Consider the following 17,609-nt stretch of genomic DNA (forward strand, 5'->3'; position numbering starts at 1 on the left):
GCCGCTTCAAACATGAGCGGCGTTGTTTGTTTTTCAGTGACCTATTTGCATCATGCATTTAGCCATTAGTCATTCGACTGGTTACAGTCGGGTGGCGATTACCGCGATGGCACAATGGATTGAGCTGCTTCTACAACAAGAGGGGCAATTTCTTCTTCCGCACGTTCGATGGTCCAGCGGATCGAGGGCAGAGAACAGTGGATGGCGCCAACCGGTATTCCGTCAATACTGCAGATTGGGGCGGCAACGTTGACTTCATCGGGTAAAACCTGTCCCTGTGTCGTGCAATATCCCTTTTCACGTGCCATCAGGATATTGTCGAGTATGGCACCACGATCCATCGTTGTTCTCTGGGTGTATTGACGGGTCGGCCAAGTGCTTACCGCGTCACGGATGGCCTGATCGGACTGGCGGCTCAGAATGACACGCCCCGATGAGGCAACAAGTGCAGGCACCCGTCTGCCAATCGCCGAGGCCCCGAAATTAGTACGGTGGTTGGGCATGCGCACGACATAAATAATGTCGGTTCCGATTGGCTCGGCCATGTTGATGGTTTGTGATGTCTGGCGGCTTAGGTCGATCAGACGCGGCATTGCCAGCTGCGCCAGATAGTCGGCCCATAGATAGCTATACGCCATTTCCAGATATTTGACGGATGGCCGAAACCGGCGGGTTTCTGGATTTTTTTCCAGATAACCAAGCTCGTATAGTGTATTGGCATATCGTTGTGCCGCACTCTTCTCAAGACCGGTAACCTTTACAAGGTCGGCCAGACCAAATTCCGTTTTATCTTCGGAAAAAGCCTCAAGTATCCGCATGCCTTTTTCGAGCGACGAGACAAAAAGGGTGTCCTGTTGTCGAGCTTTTGGGCCGACCATGGTCATGTTTCCTCGTTTTTTAGAATGGCGAACGTGCTGGTTGACATACGTCTCAGAGTTGCCTTATCGTTGTTATATACAGTACGCTGTATTACAATACAATACAAGATGTTTTAAATGCATCTAATGTGTCTTGCCGCAAATATCGTGAAGCGGGGCATTCATATCAGGAGGCTATAATGAAACAGATCCTTAAGGGGGCTGGAATCTTTGCCCTCGCCATGGCCGCTGCTGGAACAGCTGCTGCCAACAAAGCAGACGATACCCTCAATGTTGCGTTTTCCAAAGAACTTGAGAATGTCGACAGTTATTACAACTCGGCGCGTGAAGGTGTCATCCTGCAACGTTCCATCTGGGATGGGCTGGTTTATCGTGATCCTTATACAGGCGAGTATCAGGGTAATCTGGCGACGGACTGGCAATGGGTTGATGACAAAACACTTGAATTCAATCTTCGCCAAGGCGTGACCTTCCACAACGGCGAGCCATTCGACGCTGACGATGTGGTGGCGACCGTGAACTGGGTTGCCGACGAGAAAAACGGCGTTAAAACCCAGCGTAACGTCAACTGGATGGAAAGTGCGGAAAAGATTGACCAGTTCAAGGTCCGCATTCATCTAAAAGCACCGTTCCCCGCAGCAATCGAATATCTTGCCGGGCCGGTGTCGATTTACCCCAACGAATATTACGCCGAAGCTGGTCCGACAGGCATGGGACTTAATCCGGTAGGAACCGGTCCTTACAAGGTTGTTTCGGTCGAGCCGGGTAAGCATTTCGTGCTGGAGAAGTACGAAAATTATCACAAGGACAGTCCGAAGGGGCAGGCCAACATCGGTCGTCTGGATATCCGTACCATTCCTGATTTCAACACGCAGGCGGCCGAGCTGTTCAGTGGCGGTCTGGACTGGATCTGGCAGGTGCCGCCAGATCAGGCCGAAAGCCTGACTGCCATGGGTGGATTTACAGTTGCCAACGAAAGCACCATGCGGATTGGCTATCTGCAATTTGATGCCGCCGGTCGTAGCGGTGAAGACAACCCATTCACCAAAAAGCTTGTACGTCAGGCAATTTCGCATGCCATCGACCGTGAAGCCATTGTTCAATCGATGCTTCAGGGGAAATCCCGTGTGGTCAACTCAGCATGCTTCCCGTCGCAATTTGGTTGCGAACAGGACGTGAAGACCTACGACTACGATCCAGAGAAAGCCAAACAGCTTCTTGCCGAAGCAGGTTATCCGAACGGGCTGGAAATCGACTTCTATGCTTATCGTGATCGCAGTTATGCCGAAGCCATGCTGGGCTTTCTCGAAGCGGTCGGCATCAAAAGCAACTTCAAGCTTCTGCAATACTCCGCCCTGCGGGAATTGAATATGAAGGGCGAAGTGCCGATGTCGTTCCAGACATGGGGTTCCTATTCAATCAACGATGTTTCAGCGATCGTCAGTCAGTATTTCAAGCTTGGCAGCCTTGACAGTGCGCAAGACAAACAGGTCAAGGAATGGCTGGATGTTGCCGACAGTTCGGTCGATTCCGAGGAACGCAAGGAATACTATTCCAAGGCCCTTAAGAAGATCGCAGAAGAAGCCTACTGGTTGCCGTTGTTCTCCTACAATTCGAACTACGTGTTTTCGCAGGATTTGGAATATGCACCGACCACGGATGCAATTCCGCGCTTCTTCCAGATGAGCTGGAAATAATCCTCCGGATCAGGGGTCAGAACGGTGTTGGTATATACGTTAAAAAGGCTTGGCTTGGCCTTGCTGGTGACGTTTGCGGTTTCCGTACTTAGTTTCGCGCTTCTCTATCTTTCCGGAGATCCTGCAGCAGCTATTGCAGGTGAAACAGCAAACGCAGATGATATCGAAGCAGTCAGGCTTCACTACGGACTGGATCGACCTTTGGTCGTTCAGTACGGCGAATGGATGTTTAATGCAGTCAGGGGCGATTTCGGCGAAAGTTATTATTTCAAACTGCCGGTATCGCAACTGGTTGCAGAACGTCTATCCGTGACCATGTTGCTTGGCATTTGCGGAATCTCGTTTGCGCTTTTAACGGCCGTGCCGTTGGGCGTTGCCGCCGCCGTTCGCCCCAACAGTCTTGTAGACCGGATTGCCTTGTTCCTTTCGGTAATGGGGCAAGCCATGCCGAGTTTCTGGTTCGGTCTTGTTCTTATTGTCTTGTTTAGCATCAAGCTCCGCGTTTTGCCGCCTTCTGGTTCGGATAGTTGGCAGAACTTTGTGATGCCGACCATTGTGCTGGGGTACTACGCAATGCCGGCAATCATGCGGCTTACCCGTGCCGGGATGCTTGACGTGTTGGGTGCGGACTATGTCCGCACCGCACGCGCCAAGGGCGCGGGTGAATTCCGGGTCATGTTCAAGCATGCGCTTCGCAATGCCATCATTCCGGTCGTCAGTCTGGCTGCTGTTCAGATGGGGTTCATGCTGGGCGGCTCGATCGTTGTGGAGTCAATCTTTGCGCTGCATGGTGCCGGATATCTGGCCTGGGAATCTATTGGTCGTAACGATCTGCCAACTGTGCAGGCCCTGATTTTGGTGTTTTCGATGTTCTATATCGTCTTCACCTTCCTCTCGGACTTGTTGAATGCGTGGCTTGATCCGCGCATGCGGGTAGGGTGAATGAGATGGCCAATACAACTGAAACCATGAATACTGTCGCCCCCAAGGTTGAGCCGGAAGTTTTGAGCAGCCCGACACCACGCCAGATCTTGCTGACCAAAATCCTTGGTCACAAAGGGCTGATGTTTGGTGCCATCGTGCTTCTGACCATTTTCCTGATGGCGCTGTTTGCACCTCTTCTGGCTCCCTATGATCCGTATCATCAGGATTTGATGCATCGAATGATCCCGCCCGTCTGGGATGCCAAAGGCAGCTGGGAGAACATTCTCGGTACCGATCATCTGGGGCGGGATTATCTTTCTCGGTTGCTTTATGGCGCACGCATTTCATTGGCGATCGGGGCGATTGCGGCCCTGATTTCCGGCATTATCGGCACCAGCATGGGCGTTGCCGCCGGTTATTTCGGCGGCCGTGTCGATGCCTGTGTCACCTTTTTGATCAATGTGCGCCTTGCGATGCCCGTGGTTCTGGTGGCGCTGGCGGTGGTTGCGCTGTTTGGCGGATCACTTCAGGTGGTGATCACGGTTCTTGGCCTTTTGCTTTGGGATCGGTTCGCGGTCGTGATGCGATCTGCCACGCTGCAATTGCGGTCGATGGAATATGTTACGGCAGCCAAGGCCATCGGCTGTTCGACCAAGCGCATCCTGTTTAGCGAAATCATGCCGAATATCGCCAACAGCCTGATTGTGATCGTGACGCTTGAAATGGCGCATGCCATCCTGCTTGAAGCGGCCCTGTCATTCCTCGGCCTTGGGGTGCAGCCGCCGACGCCGTCTTGGGGCTTGATGGTATCGGAAGGCAAGCAGATGCTTCTGTTTCAGCCATGGATGATTGCCATTCCGGGTGTCGCGCTTTTCATTCTCGTTCTGGCGATCAATCTGCTGGGCGATGGTCTTCGCGACGTTTCCGCACCTGAAAATCGCAATTAGGGGCATCAGCATGGAAAACATTCTTTCTGTTCGCGGCCTGACGGTCGATATCCCGTTGGCAAGCGGAACGCTGCATGCCGTGCGCGGCATTGATTTCGATGTGAAGCGGGGCGAAACCCTGTGTGTAGTCGGTGAATCAGGCAGTGGCAAATCCCTGACATCGCTTGCGATCATGGGGCTTCTGCCCAAGCAGGCACAACGTTCGGCACGGGTTCTGGATTTTGAAGGTGTCGATTTGCAAACTGCATCCAATCGGGATATGCGCAAGCTGCGCGGTGACCGGATTTCGATGATCTTTCAGGAACCGATGACCTCGCTTAATCCGGCATACACGATTGGTGATCAACTGATCGAGGCCCTTTTGCTTCATCGCAAGGTTCCGAAGTCGGTGGCGCGCGAACGCGCTATCGAACTTTTGGAAAAGGTGGGGATCACCGCAGCAGCGAACCGCATGAAACAATATCCGCATCAGCTTTCCGGTGGTCTGCGGCAACGCGTGATGATTGCGATGGCCCTGATGGGCGAACCTGATCTGATCATTGCGGATGAACCGACAACTGCCCTTGATGTTACCATTCAGGCCCAGATATTGCGCCTGCTTAAGGATCTTCAACGTGAATTGAACATGGCGATGATCCTGATCACCCACGATTTGGGCGTGGTCGCCCGCGTTGCGGACAAGGTCGCCATTATGTATGCGGGTGAAATGGTCGAAGCAGGAAGTGCTGCCGAAGTTTTCACATCGCCAAAGCATCCTTATACGCGCGGGTTGCTTAATTGCATTCCAGTCCCCGGCAAAACAGCAGTTGGTGAACATTTGGGATCGATCCCCGGTATTGTGCCGTCTCTTATCGGTGATGTGGCCGGTTGTGCTTTCCGAAGCCGCTGTGACGAGGCAACCGCGCAATGTGCGTCGGATATACCGGTCCGTATTTCACCCGCCGGGCATCTTTATCGCTGTGTTCACGATTATGACAGGTCTGCATCCCTGTCGGTGAACCAGCCAAAATCGGGGGAAGCATAATGTCCGTTCCGGTTCTCGAACTTGAAAATGTTTCCAAGATTTTTTCGATCAAGCAGGGCATCTTTGGCAAACGCAAGGATCTTCGTGCGGTTGATGAATTGACGCTGAAACTGCAAAAGGGCGAAGTCCTTGGCCTTGTCGGTGAGTCCGGCTGCGGCAAGAGTACCCTTGCGCGTATTTTGCTTGGCCTCGAGGCGCCGACTGAGGGACGGGTTCTGGTTGATGGAGAAGACATCACCAGCCATGACAGATCCTATCTGGCGCGGCGTATCCAGCCGATCTTTCAGGACCCTTATTCATCGCTGAACCCGCGCAAGACGATTGGCGATATCATTTCGTTGCCGCTAAGGGTGCACAAGGTCGGCGATCCGCGTGACTGGGACAAACAGACCGCCGATATTCTTGATGTTGTCGGTTTGCCCAAACGGGTTTTGCGCAGCTATCCAAGCCAGCTTTCAGGCGGCCAACGTCAACGTGTGGCGATTGCGCGTGCCCTGATCATGCGTCCTGAAATCGTGATCTGCGATGAACCGACCTCGGCCCTTGATGTGTCGGTACAGTCGCAAATCCTTAATCTGCTGTCGGATCTGCGCAACGAATTCGGGCTGACCTATTTGTTCATCAGCCACAACCTCGCCGTGGTCGAACATCTCGCGACAAGGGTGGCGGTCATGTATCTGGGCCGTATCGTCGAGGAGGCAGACGCGTCTTCGCTGTTTGCCGGCCCGGATCATCCTTATACCAATGCGTTGCTGGAATCCGTGCTGACGCCGGACCCATCCCTTGGGGTTCCTGATACGCAATTGGGCGCGGTATTTCCCAATCCGATCAGCCCGCCCAGTGGATGCCATTTCCATCCGCGCTGCCCACGCGCGATTGATATCTGTTCGACCAAGGCACCGGTCGCGACCCAGCATCAGGGCAAGCGGGTTGAATGTCATCTGGTCGAAGGGGCGGTTCAATGATCCGTGACAATTTCTCTAACATGCAGTCGGTCCGTAAGAACGTGGTGACTGCGCGGAATGGCGGTGTTGTTGCCGCCCAGCACAAACTCGGCGCAGAGGTCGGGGCCTACATTCTTGCTGCGGGCGGTGATGCCATTGATGCCGCGATTGCCACATCCTTTGCCATGGGGGTGGTCGAACCATGGATGAGTGGTCCGGCTGGCGGCGGCGCAATGATGATCTATCGTGCCGACGAAGACCGAACCTATAGTCTGACCTTTGGAATGCGTTCTCCTGCCGGGCTGGATGTTGCTGATTATCCATTGTCGGGCGAGGGGGTTGCAGGCGATCTTTTCCCGTGGGCGCGTGTGGTTAATGATCGGAACCAGATCGGGGCAGGGGCGATTGCAGTCCCCGGCACCGTTGCCGGTATGGGGCTTGCCTTTGATCGGTTTGCGACGATGCCTTGGCAAGACCTTGTCTCGCCGGCGGTGAGGCTTGCCAATGATGGGCTATCTGTGGACTGGTATGCTGCGCTTATTATTGCCGCCAGCACCAGAGAACTTTCCAAAAACCCCACGGCAGCTGAAACCTTTCTGGAAGATGGCCAATGGCCAACCATTGCGGGCTGGACAGCGCTTTCTGACAAGCGGATCAATCTTGACCGGATGGCATCAACGTTACAACGCCTTGCCGAAAAAGGTGCACGTGAATTTTACGAAGGTGACCTTGCCGCAGACATCGTTGCGGATGTCCAGGCCGCAGGTGGCTGTTTGTCGCTTGAAGACATGAAGTCTTATCAGGCTGTCTTGTCGGATCCGCTGGCAACATCCTATCGCGGCGGGACCGTCTATACACCGCCGTCGATGACAGCGGGGGAGAACCTTTCTGAATGTCTTGGCATTCTTTCTGGGCAGAGCTTTGATGGGGCGTCACCCGGTGCGGATGCCTATCATGCATATGTCGACGCACTCAAGACGACCTATGAGCGCCGGTTGCGCGAAATGGGCGACGTTGATGACAGTTGTGCGCCTGCATGCACAACACATTTCAGTGTGGTCGACCGGCACGGCAATATGGTTGCGGTAACCCAGACATTATTGTCCATTTTTGGCTCCAAGGTTGTTTTGCCGAAAAGTGGGCTTTTGATGAATAACGGGATCCTATGGTTCGACCCGGAGCCAGGAAAACCCAACTCCTTGGCTGCAAACAAGCGCTGCCTGATGAATGTATGTCCGGCCATCGGGCAGCATAAGGACAGGCATTTTGCGATTGGAGCATCTGGCGGGCGCAAGATTTTGCCAGCGGTTCTTCAACTGACATCGTCCCTGATGGATTTTGAGATGACGCTTGAAGATGCTTTCCATCAGGCGCGGGTTGATTTCAGCGGCGGCGATACGGTGATCATGGATCAAAGCCTGTCACCCGATATCATTGCGGCCCTTGGCAAACGACATCGTTGTGTCAGTACACGTCGCACGACTTTCCCCTATGCATTTGCCTGTCCGGCAGGGGTTATCAGGCACGGGGAAATCAATCAGGGCATGACCGAAATCATGTCGCCCTGGGGGGATGCGGTCGCGGAAAAACGGGATGGTTTGTGAAACTTACAATACCTCGTCGTTCCTTTGGAAATGTGATGGCTTATCGGAAATAACAAGGATCAATCAATGTCAACGCGTGCTGATGCTATCGAAAATGTCACCCGGTATTTTGAGGACGGGCAGTTTATCGACGAATTGCGTCGAATGGTGGAACAGAAAACCGAAAGCCAGAAACCCGATAATCTCGAAGCGCTTTATGGTTATCTTAGCGATGTGATTGTTCCAATGGTGCGCGATATGGGGTTTGAAACCCGTATCATCGATAATCCCAAACCGGGTTTCGGACCGTTTCTGTTTGCCGAACGTCGCGAAGGTGATGACCTGCAGACTGTTCTGACATACGGGCATGGTGATGTCATCCTTGCCCAGGAAGGCGAATGGCGTGAAGGTCTCGAACCGTTCAAGCTGGTGATTGAAGGCGACAAGGTTTACGGGCGAGGGACGGCGGATAACAAAGTGCAGCATTGCATTAATCTGGCGGCGTTGCGCTCGGTCCTTCAGACACGCGGTGCTTTGGGCTTTAACTGCAAGGTAATCATTGAAATGGGCGAAGAGGCGGGGTCACCCGGCCTTGCAGAACTCTTCACCAATTATCGCGATCTGTTTGCCGCAGACGTTCTGATCGCGTCCGATGGCCCGCGTCTGAGTGCCGAACGTCCGACAATGTTCATGGGGTCACGCGGGGCAATCAACTTTGCGCTGTCGGTCAAATATCGTGACGGCGGGCATCACTCAGGTAACTGGGGTGGTTTGCTTAAAGATCCGATGATCGTTCTTTCGCACGCGATTGGATCTATCGTGGATGGTCGCGGGCAAATTCAGGTTCCCGAATGGCGCCCAAACAGCCTGAATGACGAAGTCCGCGAAGCGCTTAAAGATTGCGCAATCACTCAGACAGAAACAGGACCGACAATTGACCCCAACTGGGGCGAGGAAGCCTTGTCCCTGTCGGAAAAGGTGTATGGTTGGAATAGCTTTGCGGTTCTGGCTGCAAAGGCGGGAAATCCCGAAAAGCCAGTAAATGCAATCGCACCAGAGGCAATAGCGCATTGTCAGTTGCGCTATGTTGTGGGGACAGATGCGGAAGATATCCTGCCCGCATTGCGTCGTCATCTCGATAAACATGGCTTTACCGATGTCGAAATCATTCCTTCGGACAAGGGATTCTTTCGGGCGACGCGGCTTGATCCGTCGCATCCTTGGGTGTCTCGGGTCCGGAATTCAATTATCGAAACCACTGGCGAAAAACCGGCGGTACTCCCCAATCTTGGTGGGTCGCTGCCCAATGATACGTTCGCCTATATCCTGGACCTTCCGACCGTCTGGGTGCCTCATTCCTATCCATCATGTTCACAGCATGCGCCAAACGAACATATCCTTTTAAGCCTCAGTAAGCAGGCATTGCAGATGATGGCCGGAATTTTCTGGGATATCGGACGGAAGGCTTGATCTTGAACGGATGCCTTAGGACCGAGGTTCTGAACCACCTTAAAATGTCTCGACCTGTGCAACCGGGTCGGGACATTTATCATAAAGGTGCCTTTGTCACGGCCCCAACGGCGTGATCGCAAGATAACGAATAATTGGCTTGCAACGGCCGCGTCTCACGCGTTTGTGAGTACAGGGCAAATTTGCCTCACGTTCCTTTGACATCACGTGTGCGAATGGTGCAGTGACCAGATTGGTCTTCGCCCTTACGGTTAAATCATCACTTTGACGTGGTGTTGCGAATTTAACCGAAGGGAAACGACGATGAAAAAAGCAATGGTTCTGGGTGCAGCATTGAGTGCTGCTGTTTCAATGGCTGCGATCAACCAGGCTGCAGCCGATGGCGCCAAGGAAAAATGTTTTGGTGTGTCGCTGGCGGGGCAGAATGACTGTGCTGCTGGTCCGGGCACGACCTGTGCCGGTACCTCGACTGTCGATTATCAGGGCAATGCCTGGAAACTGGTCCCGGCCGGCACCTGTGAAGATATGAGCTTCACCACGGCGGATGGTCGTGAAGTCATGGGCAGCCTGGAAGCGCTGGATCGCGATATCCCGCAGGGCTAAGTCCGGCAATCTCCCAAGCCGAACTCCAAGCCGAACTCCAAGCCTAATCGCGTCCCAACGGACGGTCAGCGCAGATCTGCATATGTCTCCCCCTGTCCCGTGTGCTGACCGTCCACCCGCGTAAACGGCGAAAAGATAAGGTTGCCCCGATATGACACCGCTGATACAGCTTCCTGATAGAGCGCTGCTGGCCCATGAGCTTCCGGGCCGGGCAGGTGTCGGCTTCAAGGCCGAGCACGTCCATGATATTTTTGGCGCAGCACCCGCTGTGGGCTGGTTTGAAATCCATCCGGAAAACTACATGGTTGCCGGTGGCCCGCGCCTTGCCATGCTGGAAGAGCTGTCTGCGCATTATCCGGTCTCGATGCATGGGGTCGGATTGTCACTTGGCGGCGGGGAGCCGTTAAACAACAACCATCTGGCCGACCTCAAACGGCTGGTCGACCGGTTCAATCCCGCCATGGTGTCGGAACATATTGCTTGGTCCGCCCATGAAGGGCTTTATATGGCTGATCTCCTGCCGACCCCGATGACGAAGACGTCGCTTTCGCAGTTGGTGGATGCCATCAATAGTGTGCAGGACTTTATTGGTCGACGGATCCTGATCGAAAACCCGACGTCTTATGTGCCCTTGCCGCAAAACTCGATCCCCGAACTTGAATTCATTACTGAGGCCGCCGCGCACAGCGGTTGTGGGCTGCTGATTGATGTAAACAATGTTTACATATCGGCCCATAATCTGGGCCTTGATGCCAATGCGTTTATTGATGCGGTGCCCGGTGATCTGGTCGGTGAAATTCATCTGGCCGGGCACGAGCGCGATGCCAATCCCGATGATGATGTTCTGATCGATACCCACTCCCGGCCTGTGGCCGATCCGGTTTGGGATCTGTTTGACCGTCTGATCGCCCGGATCGGGCGCAAGCCGACCCTGATTGAATGGGATAATGACGTCCCAAGCTGGGATGTGCTGGCCCGTGAAGCGGCCCTTGCCGACCGTCATCTTGAATATGCCGTGGACGCGCAGTTTGAGGCCGCGTCATGACGGAGCTTAAGGCATTTTATGACGGCTTTAGCGATGCCTTGATGGCCTCGGAACGAGATGTGGTGCCAAGCAGTGTCGCGGACGGTTATGCGCACCGTTTCGCGATTTATCGCAATAACGTTCATCGTGGCCTGTATGACGCGTTGGGGGCTGCGTACCCGACCGTGCGCAAACTGGTCGGGGATGGATTTTTTGATCAACTGGCGCAAGGGTTCGTTCAATCCGAAACCACGCGTGCCGGATCGCTTGCCCTTTACGGAGCTGGCTTTGCCGAATTTCTGGCAAGCCACCCGGTGCGCGATCGCTTGCCGTATCTGCCAGATATCGCAAGGCTTGAACGTGCCCGGCTTGAGGTCAGCACGTCCGAAGACGCCACGCCGCTTCTGGCCGAAGAGCTCGGCGGGCTTGAGGATCAGCTGGAGGCCATGACACTGCGCGCACACCCGGCATGTCAGGTCTTGGCGTCGGAGTATCCGATCTTTGCCATCTGGAATGCGCAAAATCCGGTTGATGGTGAACGCAAAGGCAAAACCAGCATCGTGCAACGCGCTGAAACCGTTCTGGTCACGCGCCCTTATATGCAGGTTGAAATGCGCGTGATGACCCATGGGCAGGCGGCATTTTTTGCGGCTCTAACGCGAGATGGTTTAAGCCTTGGCGAAGCCTGCGCTCATGCCCTTGAAGCCGATGCGAATTTTGATGTGATGGCAAGCTTTGCCGCGTTTTTAACAATCGGGGCATTTGATGCCCGCCTTACGATCCCGAGAGGAAACGGGCATGATGATGCATAATGTAATTGGCGGCTACGCCCGTCTTGAGACGAAAATGGATGCCCTTGGCGGGCGCGATGTTATTGGCATTGCCAGCCGGGGGCTTTTTGTTCTTTTGCTGCTGCCCTATTACGTTAACAGTGCGCTGACCAAGATTGATGGCGTTGGCCTCAGTGCGGGCGCATTCGCGCAGATTCTGCCGCCGATTGCAGAGCAGTATCTTTATGATACCTCTGCCATTCCGTTCTTCCCGTGGCACCTGATTGTCTGGGCCGGAACCCTTGGCGAGTTTGTCTTGCCAGTCCTGATTGTTGCCGGCCTGTTCACCCGACTTGCGGCCCTTGGCATGATTGGCTTTGTCGTGGTTCAGACGGTGGTGGATGTTGTGTTTCACGGTACAGCTCTGGGCGCGCTTGCCAACGGATTGCCGACCGAGCTGATTGATCACCGCCTGCTTTGGATTTCGCTTCTGGTGGCACTCGTCTTTGCCGGTGGTGGCAAGCTGTCGGTGGATCGGCTGTTGTCGCACCGACGCGCCTGATGAAGGTCCTTGTGATCGCGCTTGTGGCAGCACAGGAATCCCCGCTTGAAGTCTTATTTTGCCGCGAACCGGTCGTTTTGGGCGCTCGCATCGCGCAGGCTTGCGAGGTATTCCTGGCTGATCTCATGCACCGCCATGATGTGCCCGTAAAGCAAGTCTTCGGCCGCCTTGACGTCACCGCGCAGGATGGCATCGACAATGCCCTGATGTTCTTCGTGTGAGGACGCAAGGCGCGAGAGGCTTTGGAACTGCACGCGGCGGAACGGGGCGACGCGCCGACGCACCGAAAGCGTAACATCGACCAGCACATCATTATGCGTCCCGCGATACAGCGTATTGTGGAACGACCGGTTCAGTGTTTCGTAACCGTCGCTATCACCCAGACGCACCGTTTCGGCCAATTCATGATGCAGGCGTTCAAGATTGTGGCGCTCCCCACTTGTCATGCGCTTGGCTGCAAGCCGCCCGCATGTGCCTTCCAGTTCGGCCATGCTTTCAAACATCGCCGTCAGCCGTTCCGGGGTGGCGAGCGAGACATAAACACCGCGATTGGGAATCTTTTCGGCAAGTTCGGTTGCGGTCAGAAGCTGCAAGGCTTCGCGCACCGGTGTGCGTGAAACGCCAAACCGTTTGGCCAGAAGCGGCTCTTCCAAACGCTGCCCGGGGGGGAGCTTTCCTTTGACGATATCATCTTCCAGCGCCTGACAAAGCTGTTGGGCAATGCCGACCTGTTCGGTCTGTTCGGACGGGGTGCTGAGCGCTTGGCGAAGCTCGATCATCTGAAGTCGATACCCTTCTTGCGAGGTTTGGTTGGGCTCCTATTGATCAAATGTATACACCAATTTTCAAGGCAAGGCCAAGTTTCTCAAGGGTTGTAAAATCCGCACATTTTTTCGCGCCAGTTCCTGCATATTTATTGTGCAGTAAAAATGTGCAATGCAATATTTTGACTAATTAATCGGCATTTTGAATATCAAGGAATAAGAGAAATTTTGTTAAGTCATTGAAAAATATGCAATGGCATGTGTGTTGCAAGATGTATACACAGTGCGGAATGCATTCCGTTGAGATTACGTTTCAGAGAAATAGCTATCTCTATCAGGGAGACATCAATGACAAACATTAAACGGCGCGATTTTCTGACCAAATCGGCAATCGGTGCAGCAGCAACCGGTGCAGGCGTTATCGCCGCACCAAGCATCGTTCGTGCGCAGGAAACCTTTAACTGGAAAATGACCAATGCCTATGGTCCGGGTTCACCCTTTTATGTGACCGGTCCGGGCAGCCCGGAAGATTTCTGCAAGCGCGTGACGGAAATGTCGAATGGTCGTCTGAACATTCAGCATTTCGCCGCTGGCGAACTGATCCCGGCCCTTGAAGGTTTTGACGCGGTTCAGGCCGGTACGGTCGAAATGAATGCGGCCAATGCCTATTTCTGGGCGGGTAAAATCTTTGCCGCCCAGTATTTCACCACGGTGCCATTTGGTCTGAACTTCCAGGGTGTAAATGCCTGGCTCTATCATGGTGGCGGGCTTGAGCTTTGGCATGAAGTTTATCAGCCTTATGGTCTTGTGGCCTTCCCGATGGGCAATACCGGCGTTCAGATGACCGGCTGGTTCCGCGAGCCGATTGAAAGCCTCGATGATTTCAACGGCCTTAAAATGCGTATCCCGGGTCTTGCCGGGAAGGTCTATCAGCAGATCGGTGTTGAAGTGAAACTGCTTCCGGGCGGGGAAATCTTCCCGGCACTGGAACGTGGCGTGATTGATGCGGCCGAGTTCGTTGGCCCGTATCAGGACCGTCGTCTGGGCCTGCAGAAAGCCGCCAAATACTACTACACCACCGGCTGGCATGAGCCGTCCAACGTCACCGAACTTCTGATCAACCAGAAAGCCTGGGAAAGCCTTCCGGCGGATCTACAGGCGATCGTCAAGAACGCCGCACAGGCGTGTAACCTTGATAGCCATTCCTGGTGTGAAGCCAACAACGCCGCAGCCCTGCGTGATCTGGTCGAGAACTTTGGCGTTACCGCGCAAACCCTGCCCGATGATGTTGTGACCAAGCTTAAGGACATCACCAAGGATACCCTTGAAGCCGAAGCAGCCAAAGACCCGATCACCAAAAAGGTCCATGACAGCTTCATGGCATTCCGCGACACGCACCGTGAATGGGCCGCGATCAGTGAAAAGCCCTATCACGGGATCATTTCATCGAAAGGCGGGATGAGCTGATATGAAGTCGACCCGTACTGAGCCGTTACCGGACCGTGTCCTTGGTCTGGTTGTCGATATTGCCGGATGGGGCGCTGCGATCAGCGGTCTTGCCCTTGTTCTGGTGGTCGGTGGCAATGTGTTGCTGCGCTATCTGTTTAATTCCGGAAGTGTGGCGATGCAGGAACTTGAATGGCATCTGGTGTCGCCAATTGCCCTGATGGGGATGGCCTATGGCATGCGCCATGGCGGACATGTGCGGGTCGATTTCCTTTATGAACGTCTGGGCCCGCGGGCCCAGGCGATCATCGACCTTTTCTCGGCCGTTTTGATGGCGGTACTGGGCGGAGCGCTGATCTGGTTTTCGATCCCCTATGTCGAGCAATCCATCATGATGGGCGAAGGCTCCCCCGATCCGGGTGGCCTGCCATATCGCTTCTTGCTCAAGGCCTTTATTCCGATCGGGTTTGGTCTTTTGCTGATTCAGGCGATTGCCCAGGGCCTTATGAATTATCGTCAAATCGTTGCGGGTAATCGCGGCGAACCTGCCTTTGATGCATCTGATGCGGTCACGCAAACCGGTGCAGGAGACTAATCAGACATGACCGGAAATGAATGGCTGGCCATCGGTATGGTCGGGGGCTTCTTTGGCTTCCTCGTGCTTGGTGTGCCAGTGGCGATCTCGCTTGCGATTTCGGGATTTGCCTTTGGAATTATGGGGTTTGGCACCGGTTTGTTTAACCTGTTGCCGGCACGCGTTTACGGGGTCGTGACCAACTATACGCTGCTTGCCTTGCCGCTTTTCATCTTCATGGGGGTGATGCTTGAAAAATCCAAGCTGGCCGAAGAACTGATTGATGTGATCGGTCACGCCATGGGGCGGCTTAAGGGCGGCATGGGACTTGCCATCGTCATCGTCGGTGTGCTTATGGGCGCGTCTTCGGGCGTGGTCGGCGCAACCGTTGTGACGGTTGGTCTTTTATCGCTGCAGCCCCTGATCAATCGCGGCTATGACAAGGGGGTTGCCAGTGGTGTGATTTGCGCATCGGGCACCCTTGGGCAGATCATCCCGCCCAGTCTGGTGTTGATCCTGCTTGCCGATATTCTCGGTGAATCTGTCGGCACATTGTTTGCCGCCGCCATGGTGCCGGGCTTGATCCTGGCCGGGATGCTTGGCCTTTATCTTGTGCTTTTGGGGATTTTCAAACCCGACATGGTACCCGCCATCCCCAAGGATGAACGCGACGCCATGAGCACGCAGCAATTGCTGATCAAAATCGCCAAGGTGGTCGTGCCGCCGTTGGCGCTGGTCTTTGCCGTGCTTGGCTCCATCGTTGGCGGGATTGCCGCCCCGACCGAGGCCGCATCGATGGGCGCACTTGGCGCGTTGTTGCTCGCGCTGTTTTCCGGGCGTCTGAATTTTGGTGTGATGCGCGATGTGTTGCATGACACGCTGATCACCAGTGCGATGGTGTTCTTCATCCTGATCTGTGCGCAGCCTTTTGGCCTGGCCTTCCGTGGTTTGGGCGGCGAGGGGCTTGTTCATGCGATGTTTGAATGGGTGCCGGGTGGCGACATGGGCAACCTTCTGTTCATGATGGCCGTGATCTTTGTGCTTGGCTTCTTCCTTGAATGGATCGAGATTTCCTATATCGCGCTTCCGATGTTCTTGCCGGTGTTCCTCAATAGCGGGATCGATATGGCATGGCTTGCCATTCTGGTGGCGATGAACCTTCAAACCAGCTTCCTGACGCCACCGTTTGGCTGGGCACTGTTCTTCCTTAAGGGGGTGGCGCCGCCCTCGGTTTCGACGGTCGATATCTATCGCGGGGTGATACCGTTCATCGGTATTCAGGCGCTTGCCCTGATCCTTCTGTTTATCTTCCCGGAACTGACAAGCTGGTTGCCAAATCTGATCGGCTGGTAGGCCGGTTGGCGCAACAGGTATTCTACAATGTGAAAAGGCGCTGAACGGAAACGCAAAACAGCGCTATGAACAATCCGGGCATGTCGCAAGTAACGCGACATGCCCGCAAGCATAAGGCAGGGAGATCAGCTGATCATGTTACGTTCAAGAACCGCACTCGGTGGCATGGTCACCGCACCCCATCATCTGGCCGCCGAGGCCGGGCGTGACATTCTGCGCGAAGGCGGCAACGCGGTCGAGGCGATGATTGCCGCGGCTGCGACCATTGCGGTTGTCTATCCTCATATGAACGCGATTGGTGGTGATGGTTTCTGGCTGATTGCCGAGCCCGGCAAGGATCCGGTTGCCATCCGGGCATGTGGCGGGGCCGCAAACCTTGCAACGCCGGACTTTTACCGCGAACAGGGCAAGGCCGCGATCCCGGCCCGTGGTCCGCTTGCGGCCCTGACAGTTGCCGGTGCGATTGGCGGATGGATCAAGGCGGCCGAAGTCGCGGCATCAATCGGCGGCAAAATCCCGCACAGTCGCCTGATGCGTGATGCGGTCCATCATGGCAAAACCGGGGTTCCGGTCACCAAATCACAGGTTGCCCTGACCACGACCAAAATGGCGGAACTTCAAGACTCACCGGGCTATGTTGATACCTATGCCGCCAACGGTATTCCGGCGATTGGCGATGTGCTGAAACAGCCGGCCCTTGCCGCAACGCTAGAGCAGCTTGGCCGTGTTGGCTTTGATGATTTTTATCGCGGCGATATCGCGCGAACCAATGTGCGCGGGCTTGAAGCGGTCGGAAGCCCGCTTCGCCTTTCGGATTTTGAAGCCTATCAGGCCAAAATCATGACGCCGCTGTCGGTCAAACTTTCGACCGGAACCGTTTTCAATATGGTCCCGCCGACCCAGGGTGTGGCATCGCTGATGATCCTTGGCCTGTTTGATCGGCTGGGACTGTCCGGCGCGGCCTTGGACGGCTTTGACCATGTCCATGGTTTGATCGAGGCGACCAAACGCGCCTTCCTGAAACGTGACGCCCATGTTGGCGACCC

General features: G+C 54.7%; 17 protein-coding genes. 15 read left to right on the forward strand and 2 right to left on the reverse strand.

Annotated features, from left to right (window positions below; all coding sequences use genetic code 11):
- Positions 1-98: 98 nt before the first annotated feature.
- Positions 99-878 (reverse strand): IclR family transcriptional regulator, encoded by a 780-nt coding sequence (locus B3Z49_RS17525; protein WP_296993201.1) that lies wholly within the window; start codon positions 876-878, stop codon positions 99-101.
- A gap of 179 nt (positions 879-1,057) precedes the next feature.
- On the opposite strand from B3Z49_RS17525, the gene B3Z49_RS17530 reads away from it, so the two are divergent.
- The 11 genes from B3Z49_RS17530 (at position 1,058) to B3Z49_RS17580 (ending at position 12,426) form a co-directional block, all read left to right on the forward strand.
- The gene (locus B3Z49_RS17530; RefSeq protein WP_296993203.1) at positions 1,058-2,575 is read left to right on the forward strand and encodes an ABC transporter substrate-binding protein; all 1,518 of its coding nucleotides are present in this window, start codon (positions 1,058-1,060) and stop codon (positions 2,573-2,575) included.
- A 24-nt stretch (positions 2,576-2,599) separates the two neighbouring features.
- Positions 2,600-3,517: an ABC transporter permease gene (locus B3Z49_RS17535; RefSeq protein ID WP_296993205.1), complete on the forward strand. Its 918-nt coding sequence runs from the start codon at positions 2,600-2,602 to the stop codon at positions 3,515-3,517.
- Positions 3,518-3,522: 5 nt separating this feature from the next.
- Positions 3,523-4,446: an ABC transporter permease gene (locus tag B3Z49_RS17540; RefSeq protein ID WP_296993207.1), complete on the forward strand. Its 924-nt coding sequence runs from the start codon at positions 3,523-3,525 to the stop codon at positions 4,444-4,446.
- A gap of 10 nt (positions 4,447-4,456) precedes the next feature.
- Entirely contained in the window at positions 4,457-5,470 is a 1,014-nt protein-coding gene (locus B3Z49_RS17545) for an ABC transporter ATP-binding protein (RefSeq protein WP_296993209.1), read from the forward strand.
- Positions 5,470-6,435: an ABC transporter ATP-binding protein gene (locus tag B3Z49_RS17550; protein WP_296993210.1), complete on the forward strand. Its 966-nt coding sequence runs from the start codon at positions 5,470-5,472 to the stop codon at positions 6,433-6,435. Before B3Z49_RS17545 ends, B3Z49_RS17550 begins: the two co-directional genes overlap by 1 nt.
- Positions 6,432-8,018 (forward strand): gamma-glutamyltransferase, encoded by a 1,587-nt coding sequence (locus B3Z49_RS17555; RefSeq protein ID WP_296993212.1) that lies wholly within the window; start codon positions 6,432-6,434, stop codon positions 8,016-8,018. The genes B3Z49_RS17550 and B3Z49_RS17555 overlap by 4 nt, the downstream gene beginning before the upstream one ends.
- Before the next feature lie 66 nt (positions 8,019-8,084).
- On the forward strand, positions 8,085-9,467 hold the full coding sequence (locus tag B3Z49_RS17560; protein ID WP_296993214.1) for a M20 family metallopeptidase: 1,383 nt from the start codon (positions 8,085-8,087) through the stop codon (positions 9,465-9,467).
- A gap of 303 nt (positions 9,468-9,770) precedes the next feature.
- The gene (locus tag B3Z49_RS17565) at positions 9,771-10,070 is read left to right on the forward strand and encodes a DUF2282 domain-containing protein (protein ID WP_008891960.1); all 300 of its coding nucleotides are present in this window, start codon (positions 9,771-9,773) and stop codon (positions 10,068-10,070) included.
- 151 nt (positions 10,071-10,221) lie between these two features.
- A complete protein-coding gene (locus tag B3Z49_RS17570; protein WP_296993218.1) occupies positions 10,222-11,115 on the forward strand; it encodes a DUF692 domain-containing protein in 894 nt (297 codons plus the stop codon).
- The gene (locus B3Z49_RS17575; protein WP_296993220.1) at positions 11,112-11,906 is read left to right on the forward strand and encodes a DNA-binding domain-containing protein; all 795 of its coding nucleotides are present in this window, start codon (positions 11,112-11,114) and stop codon (positions 11,904-11,906) included. The genes B3Z49_RS17570 and B3Z49_RS17575 overlap by 4 nt, the downstream gene beginning before the upstream one ends.
- Complete coding sequence (locus B3Z49_RS17580; protein WP_296993222.1) at positions 11,893-12,426, forward strand: DoxX family protein; 534 nt, start codon at positions 11,893-11,895, stop codon at positions 12,424-12,426. The genes B3Z49_RS17575 and B3Z49_RS17580 overlap by 14 nt, the downstream gene beginning before the upstream one ends.
- Positions 12,427-12,479: 53 nt before the next feature.
- On the opposite strand, the gene B3Z49_RS17585 is transcribed toward B3Z49_RS17580, so the two are convergent.
- On the reverse strand, positions 12,480-13,205 hold the full coding sequence (locus B3Z49_RS17585; protein ID WP_008891954.1) for a GntR family transcriptional regulator: 726 nt from the start codon (positions 13,203-13,205) through the stop codon (positions 12,480-12,482).
- A 333-nt stretch (positions 13,206-13,538) separates the two neighbouring features.
- On the opposite strand from B3Z49_RS17585, the gene B3Z49_RS17590 reads away from it, so the two are divergent.
- From B3Z49_RS17590 to B3Z49_RS17605, 4 genes are all read left to right on the forward strand, one after another.
- Positions 13,539-14,657 (forward strand): TRAP transporter substrate-binding protein, encoded by a 1,119-nt coding sequence (locus B3Z49_RS17590; RefSeq protein WP_008891953.1) that lies wholly within the window; start codon positions 13,539-13,541, stop codon positions 14,655-14,657.
- Position 14,658: 1 nt separating this feature from the next.
- Positions 14,659-15,231: a TRAP transporter small permease subunit gene (locus B3Z49_RS17595; RefSeq protein WP_197147303.1), complete on the forward strand. Its 573-nt coding sequence runs from the start codon at positions 14,659-14,661 to the stop codon at positions 15,229-15,231.
- A gap of 6 nt (positions 15,232-15,237) precedes the next feature.
- Positions 15,238-16,563, forward strand: a complete 1,326-nt coding sequence (locus B3Z49_RS17600) for a TRAP transporter large permease (RefSeq protein ID WP_063086867.1) — start codon at positions 15,238-15,240, stop codon at positions 16,561-16,563.
- A 135-nt stretch (positions 16,564-16,698) separates the two neighbouring features.
- Positions 16,699-17,609 (forward strand): gamma-glutamyltransferase (locus B3Z49_RS17605; protein WP_296993227.1); only part of this gene is annotated, 911 nt, incomplete at its 3' end.

This window comes from Thalassospira sp. UBA1131, from assembly GCF_002311515.1.
Classification (GTDB): domain Bacteria; phylum Pseudomonadota; class Alphaproteobacteria; order Rhodospirillales; family Thalassospiraceae; genus Thalassospira.

Bases quoted from the DNA above. Each gene is read 5' to 3' on its own strand.
- B3Z49_RS17545 (WP_296993209.1), top strand. From the start codon at position 4,457: ATGGAAAACATTCTTTCTGTTCGCGGCCTGACGGTCGATATCCCGTTG.
- B3Z49_RS17560 (WP_296993214.1), top strand. From the start codon at position 8,085: ATGTCAACGCGTGCTGATGCTATCGAAAATGTCACCCGGTATTTTGAG.
- B3Z49_RS17585 (WP_008891954.1), bottom strand. From the start codon at position 13,205: ATGATCGAGCTTCGCCAAGCGCTCAGCACCCCGTCCGAACAGACCGAA.
- B3Z49_RS17555 (WP_296993212.1), top strand. From the start codon at position 6,432: ATGATCCGTGACAATTTCTCTAACATGCAGTCGGTCCGTAAGAACGTG.
- B3Z49_RS17580 (WP_296993222.1), top strand. From the start codon at position 11,893: ATGATGATGCATAATGTAATTGGCGGCTACGCCCGTCTTGAGACGAAA.
- B3Z49_RS17540 (WP_296993207.1), top strand. From the start codon at position 3,523: ATGGCCAATACAACTGAAACCATGAATACTGTCGCCCCCAAGGTTGAG.
- B3Z49_RS17550 (WP_296993210.1), top strand. From the start codon at position 5,470: ATGTCCGTTCCGGTTCTCGAACTTGAAAATGTTTCCAAGATTTTTTCG.
- B3Z49_RS17595 (WP_197147303.1), top strand. From the start codon at position 14,659: ATGAAGTCGACCCGTACTGAGCCGTTACCGGACCGTGTCCTTGGTCTG.
- B3Z49_RS17530 (WP_296993203.1), top strand. From the start codon at position 1,058: ATGAAACAGATCCTTAAGGGGGCTGGAATCTTTGCCCTCGCCATGGCC.
- B3Z49_RS17590 (WP_008891953.1), top strand. From the start codon at position 13,539: ATGACAAACATTAAACGGCGCGATTTTCTGACCAAATCGGCAATCGGT.
- B3Z49_RS17600 (WP_063086867.1), top strand. From the start codon at position 15,238: ATGACCGGAAATGAATGGCTGGCCATCGGTATGGTCGGGGGCTTCTTT.
- B3Z49_RS17575 (WP_296993220.1), top strand. From the start codon at position 11,112: ATGACGGAGCTTAAGGCATTTTATGACGGCTTTAGCGATGCCTTGATG.
- B3Z49_RS17570 (WP_296993218.1), top strand. From the start codon at position 10,222: ATGACACCGCTGATACAGCTTCCTGATAGAGCGCTGCTGGCCCATGAG.
- B3Z49_RS17565 (WP_008891960.1), top strand. From the start codon at position 9,771: ATGAAAAAAGCAATGGTTCTGGGTGCAGCATTGAGTGCTGCTGTTTCA.
- B3Z49_RS17525 (WP_296993201.1), bottom strand. From the start codon at position 878: ATGGTCGGCCCAAAAGCTCGACAACAGGACACCCTTTTTGTCTCGTCG.